The organism is Bradyrhizobium sp. 142, assembly GCF_023074015.1.
Classification (GTDB): Bacteria; Pseudomonadota; Alphaproteobacteria; order Rhizobiales; family Xanthobacteraceae; genus Bradyrhizobium.
The window spans coordinates 17,977-29,746 of record NZ_JADPKQ010000279.1 but is presented as its reverse complement, the minus strand read 5'-3'; the positions used below and the strand labels follow the sequence as shown (position 1 = coordinate 29,746).

Genomic DNA, 11,770 nt, shown 5'->3' with positions numbered 1-11,770 from the left:
GTGACATGCAGACAGCCCTTCGGACGTCCCTTCCTGAAACCGAGCGCACCAGCCGCGCCAATTTCGCACCGGCGGCCCGCGTGCTACGCGAGGAGCGGCCGGCGCAGACCTGCGGCCTGCCGCTCAGCATTCGGGCTTTACGCAAATCCTATGGCGACAACGAGGTGCTGCGCGGCATCGACCTGCACATCCCCGCCGGCCAGTTCGTCGCCATCGTCGGCAAAAGCGGCTGCGGCAAGAGCACGCTGCTGCGCCTGATCGCAGGCCTCGAAGAGATTGACGCCGGCAGCGTCAGCTTCGGCGACGCGGTGAAGCCCGAGGACATCCGGGTGATGTTCCAGGAGCCGCGGCTGCTGCCCTGGGCCCGCGTTCTCTCCAACGTCGAGGTTGGTCTCGGGCGCGACCGTGCCTCGTCCGACGCACATTCACGCGCCGAGAAGGCACTGACCGAGGTCGGGCTCGCCGACAAGCGCGAGCAGTGGCCCTCGGTGCTGTCGGGCGGCCAGAAGCAGCGCGTAGCGCTGGCCCGTGCGCTGGTCTCGCGTCCCCGCGTGCTTGCCTTCGACGAGCCGCTCGGTGCACTGGATGCGTTGACGCGGATCTCGATGCAGCGGCTTCTGGAGCGCGTCTGGCGCGACCAGGGCTTCACCGCGATCCTGGTGACCCACGACGTCTCCGAGGCGGTCGCACTGGCGGACCGGGTGCTGGTGATCGAGGAGGGCCGCATTGCCCACGATGTTACGGTTAACGCGGCCCGGCCGCGCGAGCGCGGCTCGGCCGAGCTTGCGAGCCTCGAAGGCTCGATCCTGAGCCACCTTTTGTCGGCGGACGATCGTACCTAAATAGAGAGGGACCCCGCTTCGGGGGAGTATGCCATGAATGTAGTCCCCCGCGATCTCATGACCGAAATCCCCGTCTCGTCCGCCGCTTTTCGCGGCGCTATGCGCCACCTCACCGGCGGCGTCAGCGTCATCACCGCCGGGCGGGGCAGGGACATCACCGGCATGACGGTGACGTCAGTCTCTTCGCTGTCGGTCGAGCCGCCGACGCTACTGGTCAGCATCAACCGCGACGCCTCCTCCTTTCCGCTGATTAGGCGCTATGGCGCCTTCGGCGTGAACATCCTCAATGCCGACCAGCTCGACATCGCCGAACGCTTTGCCGGCAAGGGCGGGCTGAAGGGCGCCGATCGCTTTGCCGGCGCGAGCTGGGTGACTTCTGCCTCGGGCGTTCCGCTGTTGGTCGGTGCATTGTCGGCTGTCGATTGCGAGGTCGAGGAGATCGTCGAGCGGCATTCGCACGCCATCGTCATCGGCCGCGTCAGGGACATCAGGAGCTCAAGCCGGACGGCCGCGCTGGCCTATTGGCACGGCCAATATGTGGCGGTCGACCAGGACGAAGACGCGGCAAAGCTCGCAGACGTCAGCGTTCCCGCGCGCGGCCGGCGCGGCATTTGATCGCCGCAAAACCATCGATACGCCGGCTGGCCTTTTCCCCGTCATCGCTCTAGAAGCGCTGCCTGAGCCTCCCAAACCGGGAAGGCGGTGGAGCGCCATGATGAAACGCGTCGCGACCTGGGCCTTCTACGCCGTCGGCGCGCTCGCGATCGCCTATCTCGCGCTCTATGCCTATGCGATGTTTCGCGGCCAGCCGATCGTCCCCGGCGATCCCATTCACATCTTCCGCAAGCCCGACGCGCCGAACTATTCGTAACGCTCTCTCGGCTCGTCATGGCCGGGCTTGTCCCGGCCATCCACGTGCAGCCGCGATGTCCGAAAGACGTGGATGCCCGGGTCAAGCCCGGGCATGACGACGGAGTGGGTGGCGACTTAACCCCGCAAGATCGCCAGCGCCAGCGCCTGCGCGCGCGGCACGATGCTGTCGAGCTCGAGATATTCCTCCGGCGTATGCGCAAGCCCGCCCACGGGACCGAGGCCGCAGATGGTCGGCGTGCCGACCGCGGCGGTGAAGCCGGAATCGGCACAGCCGCCGGAGAACTCGCCCTGCAGCGTGGTGAGGCCGGCCTGCTTTGCGGCCGCCCGATAATTTTCGAACAGCGCCTTCGAGGCTTCGCTTTGCACCACCGGCACGAACTCGCCCTTGATCGTCAGCGTTGCGCTGGTGCCCGGCACGTAAGAGGTCGCGACGATTGCCTCGATCGCCGCCATCACCGTGGCGCGATCCGCTGGATCGATGTAGCGCAGGTCGATCTGGCCTTCCGCATAGGGCGCCGTGGTGTTGACGGACTGGCCGCCCGCGACCAGGCCGACATTCAGCGTGATGCCTTTGGCAAGATCGGTCAAGGCGTGGATCTGGACGATCTTGTGGGCGAGCTCGCCGATCGCACTGACGCCCGCGGCGAAATTGGCGCCGGAATGCGCGGCCTTGCCGGTGATGGCCAAATGCATGAAGATGCCGCCCTTGCGGCCGGTGACGATGTTGCCGGTCGGACGGCCCGGCTCGGAATTGAACACGGCGCGCGCCGCGCGTCCTTCACGCTCGATCACCAGGCGCGACGACGGCGAGCCGATCTCCTCGTCCGAGGTGATCAGCAACTTGATCGGATGCGGGCTGCCGCCGAATTTGTGGAAGGCGGTCGCCACGAACACGTTCATGACGAGGCCGGACTTCATGTCGGCGACGCCGGGCCCATAGGCGCGATTGTCCCGAATCGTGAACGGACGGCGGGTGGCCTCGCCCTTGCCGAACACGGTGTCGCGATGCCCCATCAACAGCACCGGCTTCTCGTTGCTGCCGGGTTTTGCGACGTCCGCATGGATCGCATCGCCAAAGCTATCGTGATGTTCGCGCCGGAACGGAATGCCGTGCTCGGCAAAATGCCGCTCGAATCGCGCACCGACCGCATCGACGCCTTCCTTGTCATAGGACCCGGAATCGATGTTCACGACGTCGCGCAACAGATCGATCATCGCCTGCCGCTGCGCCGCCAGCCAGTCCGTGATTTGAGCTTCAGACATTGTCACCTCGCGTGGTTTTCAGCGCGCTTATAGGGCTTTGCGCACTCGCGACCTAGTCGCCTGCTGCGGTGCGGCCATGTCGAGGTTGATACCGGGTAGGCGGGCGATCCAGTACGCCGCGGCTCCTCAGGGAATGTGGATTCTCCAGTCCCGGCTCGCGCGAGCCTCCTAAGGATGGGGAAATGTCCTACACGCCGTCCGCCCGCTCGGCTACGATCAGCGGGCCGATCTCGCGTTCCAGCACCTGCTGCACCAGATCGTAGGAATCGATGATCTCGCGGATCTGCGCCACCTGGCCGTTGCGGAAGGTGTAGAACACGGCCATGTCGACCTGAATGATGCGGTCGTTGCTGCGCTTCCTGAAGAACACGTGCAGATAGGCCGCGACCGTGTCGCCCTCGGCGACGATCTGCGGCACCTGGTAGCGGATCTCAGAGTAGCGCGCCTGCACAGTGCGCCAGAACTCGCCCAGCTCGTTCTTGCCGTGGCGGGGGCCCATGTGCGGCAGCACGTCGATCGGCGCGTGGGTGAGAAAGTCGACGTCGTCGCTGCAGCACGACAGCGCGGCCTCGAGATCGCTGCGCGCAATGGCGTCGAGCAGATGCAGCACGCGCTGGCGATTGAGCTTCTCGACCGTCATTCCGCCCGTCCTCATTGGCCGCGTGGTGTTTTGCGCAAAGCTAACGCGCGGTTTTGCGCGCGCGGGCAATCCGCAAAACCACAGGGATGTTGCAGACGATATGACGCGCCAGCGCAATGCCAGGTTCATGGCTACAATTATCGGTTGAGCAGACGCGCGCCTGCACGAATTCGTGCAGCATCTCGGCGGCATGGCGCGCGAAGCGCAGAGGTGAGCGCGGGAAGGGCGAACCCGCCGCACCGGCGGTAGGCTCCCTCGCCCCGCTCTTGCGGGGAGAGGGCGGGGTGAGGGGGAGTTTCCCCGGGGACGGTGAGAGTTGGACTCGCGTAGAGCCCCTCACCCGACCGCTTCGCGATCGACCTCTCCCCGCATCCGCCTTCGCTGAAGCTTCGGCGGACAAGAGCTGGGCGAGGTAAACAACCGCGTGACCACCTCATATCACCCCTCTGACACCGCGGCTAAATTCATCCGCATGTTATCAGAGAGACGTGCCATGGCCACCATCGCCGCTGCAAGAAAGTCCCGCCTGCACAACGCGCTCGAAGGTCTTGCGCTGACCGCGACGCTGCAGAGCTTCCCGACCTTCGCCACTGCGGCGATGCTGCTAAAACTGTTCGGCAACCACGACCTTGTCGGCGACCCCGGCGTCGCCATCTTCGTCGCCGTCGCCTCGCTCGCCCACGCGCTGCTCGCGGTGGCGTTCGGGCCGAGTTTTCCAGGGTTCTTCAAGACCATCTATGAACCAAAGTTCTTCGAGGCCCATTTGTCGCTCGCCGAAAAAATCACCGAATGGCGTACCCAGCCGGTCGCCTCGCTCCAGTTTGTCACGATCGTGTTGCTGCTGTCGGTGATGGCCGTGGTGACGGCGAGCGTGGGGTGAGGGCTACCTCTCGTCGTTCCGGGGCACGCGAAGCGAGAGCCGGAATCCATCACCACACCGGCGCTGTCGGCTGCGGGGCCTACCTCTTCTTCCACCCACCCCGGTGCCCCGGCATCCCGCCCGTCGACTTCGGCGCCGGCCCGAACTCCGGCCCCGATTGCCTTGAGTCCGTCGGCTGGATGATCCGGCTATCGCCGCCGAACGGCTTTGACGGCGGCGAGCGGTTCTCGCGGTAGGGTAGCGATTCCGGGCCGTGCATTTCGTCGAGATGCGGCTTGTGCACTTTGGAGCCGCCGCTGGCACCAGCCGCGGGGCGCCCCTCACCCAGACCCCCTCCCCGTGAAGGACGGGGAGAGGGAGAGGAGGCCGCGCCGCTGGCCTTGAGGGCAGCAGAGACGCCTTTTTTCTTCATCGCGCTGACGGGCAAATTGGCGGCGTCGCCGTATTTCTTCGCGCCCGCATAGGCGCCGGCCTTGCCCTGCACGGTGCGCTGTTTGGCGGTGGGATCGTCGACCACGGCGAGCTCGGTGGCGCGTAGGCGCTTGACCTCGTCGCGCAGCCGCGCGGCTTCCTCGAAGTTCAAATCGGCGGCGGCCTCGCGCATGCGGGTTTCGAGATCGCCGAGCACGGCCTCGAAATTGTGGCCGATCGAGATGACGTCGTCGGTCATGTCGTGGCCGCCGATCTCGACCAGCACGTGGTCGCGCTCGTAGACGCTGTTCATGATGTCGCCGATCGACTTCTTGATGCTCTCCGGCGTGATGCCATGCGCCGTATTGTACTCCACCTGCTTTTCGCGGCGGCGGTCGGTTTCGGCGATGGCGCGCTCCATCGACCCCGTTATCTGGTCGGCATAGAGGATCACCTTGCCGTCGACATTGCGCGCGGCGCGGCCGATGGTCTGAATCAGCGAGGTCTCGCTGCGCAGAAAGCCTTCCTTGTCGGCGTCGAGGATCGCGACCAGCGCGCACTCGGGAATATCGAGGCCCTCGCGCAGCAGATTGATGCCGACCAGCGCGTCGAACGCGCCGAGCCTGAGATCGCGGATGATCTCGATGCGCTCGATGGTGTCGATGTCGCTGTGCATGTAGCGGACGCGAATGCCCTGCTCATGCAGATATTCGGTGAGGTCCTCAGCCATGCGCTTGGTCAGCACGGTGATCAGAGAGCGATAACCCGCATTCGCGGTGGCGCGGACCTCGCCGACGAGATCGTCGACCTGGGTGCGGGCCGGGCGGATGTCGACAGGCGGATCGATCAGGCCCGTGGGGCGAATGACCTGCTCGACGAACACGCCGCCGCTCTCGTTCAGCTCCCAGCTGCTGGGCGTGGCCGACACCGCGACCGTCTGCGGCCGCATCATGTCCCATTCCTCGAAGCGCAGCGGGCGGTTGTCCATGCAGGAGGGCAGGCGGAAGCCGTATTCGGCCAGCGTTGCCTTGCGGCGGAAGTCGCCTTTGAACATGGCGCCGATCTGCGGCACGGTGACGTGGCTTTCGTCGGCGAACACCAACGCGTTGTCGGGGACGTATTCGAACAGCGTCGGAGGCGGCTCGCCGGGGCGGCGTCCGGTGAGATAGCGCGAATAGTTCTCGATGCCGGCGCAGCTTCCTGTCGCCTCCATCATCTCGAGGTCGAAGGTGGTGCGCTGCTCCAGCCGCTGCGCTTCCAGCAGGCGGCCCTGATCATGCAACTGATCCAACCGCATCTTCAATTCTGATTTGATCGACTTGATCGCCTGCACCAGCGTCGGGCGCGGCGTCACATAGTGCGAGTTGGCGTAGATCTTGATGAATTCGAGCTCGTCATGCTTGTGGCCGGTGAGCGGATCGAACTCCTCGATGTTCTCGACGGTGTCGCCGAACAAATTCACGCGCCAGGCGCGGTCCTCATAGTGCGCCGGAAAGATGTCGATGACGTCACCGCGCACGCGAAAGGTGCCGCGGGTGAAATCGGCCTGCGTGCGCTTGTATTGCAGCGCGACGAGATCGGCGATCAGCTGGCGCTGGTCGATGCGCTCGCCTTTCTTGAGCGCAAACGTCATCGCGGTATAGGTCTCGACCGAGCCGATACCGTAGATGCAGGACACCGAGGCGACGATGATGACGTCGTCGCGTTCGAGCAGCGCGCGCGTCGCCGAATGGCGCATGCGGTCGATCTGCTCGTTGATGGAGGAATCCTTCTCGATGTAGGTGTCGGTGCGCGGGACGTAGGCTTCGGGCTGGTAGTAGTCGTAATAGCTGACGAAATACTCGACCGCGTTGTCCGGGAAGAAGTTCTTGAACTCGCCATAGAGCTGGGCGGCGAGCGTCTTGTTCGGCGCCAGGATGATGGCCGGGCGCTGCGTCGCCTCGATCACCTTGGCCATGGTGTAGGTCTTGCCCGAGCCGGTGACGCCGAGCAGCACTTGCGAACGGTCGTTGCGCTGGATGCCCTCGACCAGCTCCTTGATCGCGGTCGGCTGGTCGCCCTTCGGTTCGTATTCGGACTTGATGACAAAGCGCACGCCGCCTTCGGACTTCTCCGGGCGCGGCGGCCGGTGCGGGGTCCACACCTGCATCGAGCCGTCGTTGCCGCGGAACTCCGGCCGGCCCTCGCGGATTAGCGCCTCCAGCGCCTCCGCGGTCGCCTTGACGCCGAGTGCCTCCATCTTGTTGCGCGGCGGCCGGGCCAGCGCCTCGGCGTCGTCCTCTTCGGTTGGGAGGCCAAGCTGCCGGGCCAGTTCCGGATCGAGCGTCGGGATCGTGGCGGCAGTTCCGTAATTGGCCTGCGGTGCCTCGTCGAAGCCTGCGGCCTCTCCGCTCTCTCCCCCCGTGCGGGGGAGGGCCGGGGGTAAACCACGAGTCGCGCTGCCCGATGCGGTGTCCTGCGGAAACTCCTTCGGCGTCGAGGCCCGCGCCCGATGCGCGGCAGCCTCGCCTCCGGAGCGGCGGTCGCGCGAATTGTCCGGCGGCGGCCGCAGGCCGGTCCCCGAGCCAAGCCCGGCATCGCCGCGATTGATCGCGGGATTGAGCAGTTCGGCCAGCGCCGGCCCGATCGGCTGCGCGTCCGGCCGGTGTGCTTTGGAGTTCGGCGCCTTGGATTTGGGGGACTTTGTGGGGGATGCAGGTTTCTTCGCCATGCCCCGAATATGGGACGAGTCCGTCGTTCGGGAAAGGGCGAATGCCCGCTCACGCGCAGGCTGCTGACAGCAGGTTGGCAGCAGGGCAGCAGCGGATCTTGCGATCACGCCGCCGGCGGCGGTCCCTCGTCGTCCCCGGCCGCCAGATTCGGCTCGAGGATGTCGAGATGGATGCCGCCGCAATCGGTGCAACGCATGGTCCAGTACTCGCATCCGGCGCGGCCGCCGATCACACGGAGCACCGTGAGATCGCCGTCGCATTCCGGGCAATGTGACAGCACATTGCGGGCGTAGATCGTCGGCCGCTGTGCGTTTTCGATGTCGATAACTGACATCAGGTTCCCCTTTTGCGCCGCTGTCCCTGTCTCGTTTGAAATCGCGCGCGTCTATTCGTCGTCGCTGTCGGCCCGCCGGCGGAAGCGATCGATGTGGCTCTTGGCATCGGCGATTGCGGCGTCGGGATCGGGCCAGGCAAAGCCGACTTCCATGGCCGGGAACAGCACGCCGTCGATGGCAAGCGGGCTGAAATCGGCGCGCCGGATACGGGCGTGCCACAGCCCCTTGCCCGCCTCGAAGGATTCGATGTCAAAGCCGTCGTAAAGGGTCGTCATTGGTGTCCCCAATTATCTTGTAACCGTGTTGTTAGAGGGTCAGGGGACCATGTTTCCAGTTTTGCGTGTGTGAAGCCATTCACAAGCCGCGGGCTTTTTTGCCCAGGGGCGAGTTGAGAGCGTCAGTTCCGCGCCGCAGTACGGCCGGTCCGCCTGACGGGGCGGGCTGCAGGCCCGGCCGCCGCACGCATGATCCAGCGCCGGAAGGCGGCAAAGTCACGCTGCTCGGTCTGAAAACTGCGATAGAGCAGATACCAGCGCATGCCCTTGGGCACCGAAAGGTCGAACGGCGCGACCAGGCGTCCGGCGGCGAGATCGTCGTCGATGTAGGGCCGGATGCCCATGGCGATGCCGAGCCCGTCGGCGGCGGCTTGAAGCGCTTGGCCGTAGAACTGGAACTCGGGCCCGCGCGCGGTGATCCTGGTGAGGCCGGCGGACTTGAGCCAGATCGGCCAGTCCTCGGGCGAATGCGCGACGTGGATCAGGCTCGGCCCCTTCAGATCGGCCGGCCGCTTCAGCGTTGCGGCGAGGCGGGGCACGCAGACCGGCGTGAGGTCGCCGGCGAACAGCGGCTCGGCCACCAGCCCCGGCCAGTCGCCGGTGCCGAGCTTGATGCCGCAGCTCCAGTCCTCGCCGAACGGCACCGACGCGCCGCCGGTGGTGAAGCGCACCTCGATGTCGGGCTCCTCGGCGCGAAATTCCGACAGCCGCGGGATCAGCCAGCGCATCGCAAAAGTGTGCCCGACGCCGATGGTCAGCACGCGGACGCCGGAGGGCGCCGTCACCTGCGCGGTGAGGCTCGCCAGCGCATCGAAGATCGGCGTCAGCCCGCTCTGATAGGCGCGTCCCGCCTGCGTCAGCACCAGACGGTTGGCCTTGCGCTCGAACAACGCGACGCCGAGCCGCTCTTCCAAAAGGTGCACCATGCGGCTGACGGCGGCGGCCGACACGTTCAGCTCGACGCCCGCCGCAGCAAAGCTGCCGGTACGCGCCGCCGCCTCGAATGCCTTGATGCCGTTGAGAAAGAGCAGCCGCCGCAAATGCCCGACCCTCAGAAAAGCTGATGCCAGGGCAAGATAACTCAGTTTGCAGGGGAGGAGCAAGCGGGACACAAACATCGGCGTAATTCGTGGCGATTTGCTGAGGCAGAGAGGCTGCCCTTCGCCTCTCCCCGCGGGCGGGGAGAGGCCGGAATTTGCGAAGCAAATTCCGGGTGAGGGGGAGCTTCCGCGGCTCCAACTGCTACTTTCCTCGCGGAGGCTCCCCCTCACCCCACCCTCTCCCCGCAGGCGTGGCGAGGGAGTGAAGCATCTTGCGTCCCTGACTTTCGCCGTGCCATCACCGGAGACCCCTCGTGACATCAATCATGATCGCTGCCCTTGGATTGCTGATGGTCGGCACCGCGTTCCTGTCGGGGCTGTTCGGGATGGCGGGCGGGCTGATCCTGATCGGCGTGCTGCTCGCCCTGATGCCGCTGCCGGCCGCGATGGTGCTGCATGCGATCACGCAGATGGCCTCGAACGGCTGGCGCGCCTTGCTGTGGCGGGCGCATATCCGCTGGCGGCCGGTGTTCGTCTATCTGATCGGCTGCGCGCTGGCGCTCGCGCTGTGGTCGATCACGCGCTACGTGCCGGACAAGCCGGTTGCTTTGTTGATGCTCGGCGTCACCCCGTTCATGGCGCGGATGATGCCGGCGGGCATCAAGCCCAATCCCGACAGCATCTGGCAGGGCACGTTCTACGGCTCGGTCTGCATGGGCCTGATGCTGATGACCGGTGTCTCCGGCCCGCTGATGGACACGTTCTTCCTCGGCGGCCAATTCGGCCGGCGCGAGATCGTGGCGACCAAGGCAGCCTGCCAGGTCGCGAGCCATTTCGCCAAGCTGGTCTATTTCGGCGGCATCATCGATCAGGCCGCCGCGCTCGATCCGGTGCTGGCCGGCATTGCGATCACAGCCTCCATGCTCGGCACCAGCCTTGCGCGCCGCCTCTTGGAAGCGATGAGCGACCGGCAATACCGCGTCTGGGCAACGCGGCTGATCACCACCATCGCCTGCTACTACATCGCCTATGGCAGCTGGCTCGTGGTCCGCACGCCGGTGCTGGCTGCCTTCGACAAGGGAGGTTTGCAATGAGCGAGACCGCCGATCCGCTGGTGCTGGATTTCGTGGAGTGGGTTGCACGCGAACCGCGCGCCTATGCCGAGGTGATCGCGACCTGGAAGACCTCGTGCCCCCGCCTCACCATCTGGGAAGACGCCGCCGACCGCGGCTATGTCGCGCGCGAGACCCGGCCGGGCCTCGGGCTGATCATCGCGGTGACGGAGGACGGCGAGAGATTTTTGCGAACGCACGGGCGGTGATGCGCGCCTCTGCCTCCACATCGTCATTGCGAGCACGAGCGAAGCAATCCAAAATGCTTCCGCGGCGGCAGTCTGGATTGCTTCGTCGCAAGGGCTCCTCGCAATGACGGAGCATGAGGAGTCCGCAATCATGTCACTCAAACTGTTCGAACTCGTCGGCACCGACGCCTCGCGTCCCTTCAGCCCGTATTGCTGGCGCACGCGGATGGCGCTTGCGCACAAGGGGCTGTCGGCGGAATCGCTGCCCTGGCGCTTCACCGAGAAAAGCGCGATTGCGCCGTACGGCTCAGAGAGGGTCCCGGTGCTGTTGCATCATGACAAGCCGGTCGTGGATTCCTGGGCGATCGCGACCTATCTCGAAGACAATTTTCCGGACCGCCCGTCGCTGTTCGGCGGCGAGGGCGGGCGCGCGATGGCGCGCATGCTCAACGCCTGGGGCGACATCGTCATTGTCGGCGGCATCTCTCCGCTGATCATCGCCGACATCCCCAAGAATCTCGCTGAAGTCGATGCCGCCTACTTCCGCAAGTCGCGCGAGGCGCGCTTCGGCGGCAAGCCTCTGGAAGAGATCATGGCGAGCCGCGACACCGGCGTGATCGCGTTCCGCAAGTCGCTCGAGGTGATGCGCCAGACCTTGAAGCAGCAGCCCTATCTCGGCGGCCACGCGCCGAATTATGCCGACTACATCGTGTTCGGCGGCTTCCAATGGGCGCGGGTGGTGAGCCCGTTCAAGCTGCTCGAAGCGGACGATCCGGTTTATGCCTGGCGCGAAAAGCTGCTCGATGCGTTCGACGGAATGGCGCGAAAGTCGCCGGGGCATGCGGTGTGAGTTTCGTAGATCCTCCAGGGTGAGTTAGTGGTCACAAACTCAATTTACCCCTGACCACCTGCCACCCCATAGGATCTACGCGACGCCGCCGCCGCCTTGCGCAAACACTCCCGGCACAGGCAATCCTCGCCCTTGACCGGCATCGGCAGGCGCGCGGTTTCTTCCGCGCACCAGCAGGAGCCTGAGAGGTCGCAGCTGAACTCGGCGCCACAGCGGGGGCAGGCGAGGCGGCGCGGGCCCGGTTCCTGCAACGGAGAGTCTTTCGAAATTGTCATGATTTGCGCAAAAGCTTTGCCGTCATTTTCATGTCGGGTTCATCCCCCGCTGCGGTATATTATGCGACGTGCGTA

14 protein-coding genes are annotated in these 11,770 nt (G+C 65.5%); 7 read left to right on the top strand and 7 right to left on the bottom strand.

Features of this window, described 5'->3' with window-relative positions:
- Positions 1–5 precede the first annotated feature (5 nt).
- From IVA82_RS24660 to IVA82_RS24650, 3 genes are all read left to right on the top strand, one after another.
- Entirely contained in the window at positions 6–842 is an 837-nt protein-coding gene (locus IVA82_RS24660) for an ATP-binding cassette domain-containing protein (RefSeq protein WP_247389648.1), read from the top strand.
- A 33-nt stretch (positions 843–875) separates the two neighbouring features.
- Positions 876–1,457, top strand: a complete 582-nt coding sequence (locus IVA82_RS24655; RefSeq protein ID WP_247389647.1) for a flavin reductase family protein — start codon at positions 876–878, stop codon at positions 1,455–1,457.
- Between the two features lie 97 nt (positions 1,458–1,554).
- Positions 1,555–1,713 (top strand): hypothetical protein, encoded by a 159-nt coding sequence (locus IVA82_RS24650; protein WP_247493595.1) that lies wholly within the window; start codon positions 1,555–1,557, stop codon positions 1,711–1,713.
- Between the two features lie 116 nt (positions 1,714–1,829).
- On the opposite strand, the gene IVA82_RS24645 is transcribed toward IVA82_RS24650, so the two are convergent.
- Together IVA82_RS24645 and IVA82_RS24640 are read right to left on the bottom strand one after the other, a co-directional pair.
- Positions 1,830–2,978 carry a M20 family metallopeptidase gene (locus tag IVA82_RS24645; RefSeq protein ID WP_247389645.1) on the bottom strand — a complete coding sequence of 383 codons (1,149 nt, stop codon included), beginning with the start codon at positions 2,976–2,978 and terminating at the stop codon, positions 1,830–1,832.
- A gap of 187 nt (positions 2,979–3,165) precedes the next feature.
- Complete coding sequence (locus IVA82_RS24640) at positions 3,166–3,618, bottom strand: nuclear transport factor 2 family protein (RefSeq protein ID WP_247389644.1); 453 nt, start codon at positions 3,616–3,618, stop codon at positions 3,166–3,168.
- 493 nt (positions 3,619–4,111) lie between these two features.
- Between IVA82_RS24640 and IVA82_RS24635 the strand changes: the two genes are divergently transcribed.
- The gene (locus IVA82_RS24635; protein ID WP_247389643.1) at positions 4,112–4,498 is read left to right on the top strand and encodes a hypothetical protein; all 387 of its coding nucleotides are present in this window, start codon (positions 4,112–4,114) and stop codon (positions 4,496–4,498) included.
- A gap of 79 nt (positions 4,499–4,577) precedes the next feature.
- Here IVA82_RS24635 and uvrB read toward each other — a convergent pair whose 3' ends face one another.
- The 4 genes from uvrB to IVA82_RS24615 all read right to left on the bottom strand — a co-directional run bounded on the left by uvrB (position 4,578) and on the right by IVA82_RS24615 (position 9,270).
- A complete protein-coding gene (uvrB, locus tag IVA82_RS24630; RefSeq protein WP_247493594.1) occupies positions 4,578–7,619 on the bottom strand; it encodes an excinuclease ABC subunit UvrB in 3,042 nt (1,013 codons plus the stop codon).
- A 104-nt stretch (positions 7,620–7,723) separates the two neighbouring features.
- Entirely contained in the window at positions 7,724–7,954 is a 231-nt protein-coding gene (locus IVA82_RS24625; protein ID WP_247389641.1) for a hypothetical protein, read from the bottom strand.
- Between the two features lie 51 nt (positions 7,955–8,005).
- Positions 8,006–8,230 carry a hypothetical protein gene (locus tag IVA82_RS24620; protein WP_247389640.1) on the bottom strand — a complete coding sequence of 75 codons (225 nt, stop codon included), beginning with the start codon at positions 8,228–8,230 and terminating at the stop codon, positions 8,006–8,008.
- 122 nt (positions 8,231–8,352) lie between these two features.
- The gene (locus tag IVA82_RS24615; RefSeq protein WP_148743177.1) at positions 8,353–9,270 is read right to left on the bottom strand and encodes a LysR substrate-binding domain-containing protein; all 918 of its coding nucleotides are present in this window, start codon (positions 9,268–9,270) and stop codon (positions 8,353–8,355) included.
- A 314-nt stretch (positions 9,271–9,584) separates the two neighbouring features.
- On the opposite strand from IVA82_RS24615, the gene IVA82_RS24610 reads away from it, so the two are divergent.
- From IVA82_RS24610 to IVA82_RS24600, 3 genes are all read left to right on the top strand, one after another.
- Positions 9,585–10,364, top strand: a complete 780-nt coding sequence (locus tag IVA82_RS24610; RefSeq protein WP_247389639.1) for a sulfite exporter TauE/SafE family protein — start codon at positions 9,585–9,587, stop codon at positions 10,362–10,364.
- Positions 10,361–10,591, top strand: coding sequence for a hypothetical protein (locus IVA82_RS24605; RefSeq protein ID WP_247389638.1), 231 nt, complete (start codon positions 10,361–10,363; stop codon positions 10,589–10,591). Before IVA82_RS24610 ends, IVA82_RS24605 begins: the two co-directional genes overlap by 4 nt.
- A 130-nt stretch (positions 10,592–10,721) precedes the next feature.
- The gene (locus IVA82_RS24600) at positions 10,722–11,420 is read left to right on the top strand and encodes a glutathione S-transferase family protein (RefSeq protein WP_247389637.1); all 699 of its coding nucleotides are present in this window, start codon (positions 10,722–10,724) and stop codon (positions 11,418–11,420) included.
- A 44-nt stretch (positions 11,421–11,464) separates the two neighbouring features.
- Here the strand turns inward: IVA82_RS24600 and IVA82_RS24595 are convergent, their stop codons facing one another.
- Positions 11,465–11,695 carry a cysteine-rich CWC family protein gene (locus IVA82_RS24595; RefSeq protein WP_247389636.1) on the bottom strand — a complete coding sequence of 77 codons (231 nt, stop codon included), beginning with the start codon at positions 11,693–11,695 and terminating at the stop codon, positions 11,465–11,467.
- Positions 11,696–11,770: the final 75 nt, after the last annotated feature.

Coding starts and splice junctions, on each gene's coding strand:
- IVA82_RS24650 (WP_247493595.1), top strand. CDS start 1,555: ATGATGAAACGCGTCGCGACCTGGGCCTTCTACGCCGTCGGCGCGCTC.
- IVA82_RS24600 (WP_247389637.1), top strand. CDS start 10,722: ATGTCACTCAAACTGTTCGAACTCGTCGGCACCGACGCCTCGCGTCCC.
- uvrB (WP_247493594.1), bottom strand. CDS start 7,619: ATGGCGAAGAAACCTGCATCCCCCACAAAGTCCCCCAAATCCAAGGCG.
- IVA82_RS24660 (WP_247389648.1), top strand. CDS start 6: ATGCAGACAGCCCTTCGGACGTCCCTTCCTGAAACCGAGCGCACCAGC.
- IVA82_RS24595 (WP_247389636.1), bottom strand. CDS start 11,695: ATGACAATTTCGAAAGACTCTCCGTTGCAGGAACCGGGCCCGCGCCGC.
- IVA82_RS24620 (WP_247389640.1), bottom strand. CDS start 8,230: ATGACGACCCTTTACGACGGCTTTGACATCGAATCCTTCGAGGCGGGC.
- IVA82_RS24605 (WP_247389638.1), top strand. CDS start 10,361: ATGAGCGAGACCGCCGATCCGCTGGTGCTGGATTTCGTGGAGTGGGTT.
- IVA82_RS24645 (WP_247389645.1), bottom strand. CDS start 2,978: ATGTCTGAAGCTCAAATCACGGACTGGCTGGCGGCGCAGCGGCAGGCG.
- IVA82_RS24625 (WP_247389641.1), bottom strand. CDS start 7,954: ATGTCAGTTATCGACATCGAAAACGCACAGCGGCCGACGATCTACGCC.
- IVA82_RS24635 (WP_247389643.1), top strand. CDS start 4,112: ATGGCCACCATCGCCGCTGCAAGAAAGTCCCGCCTGCACAACGCGCTC.
- IVA82_RS24640 (WP_247389644.1), bottom strand. CDS start 3,618: ATGACGGTCGAGAAGCTCAATCGCCAGCGCGTGCTGCATCTGCTCGAC.
- IVA82_RS24655 (WP_247389647.1), top strand. CDS start 876: ATGAATGTAGTCCCCCGCGATCTCATGACCGAAATCCCCGTCTCGTCC.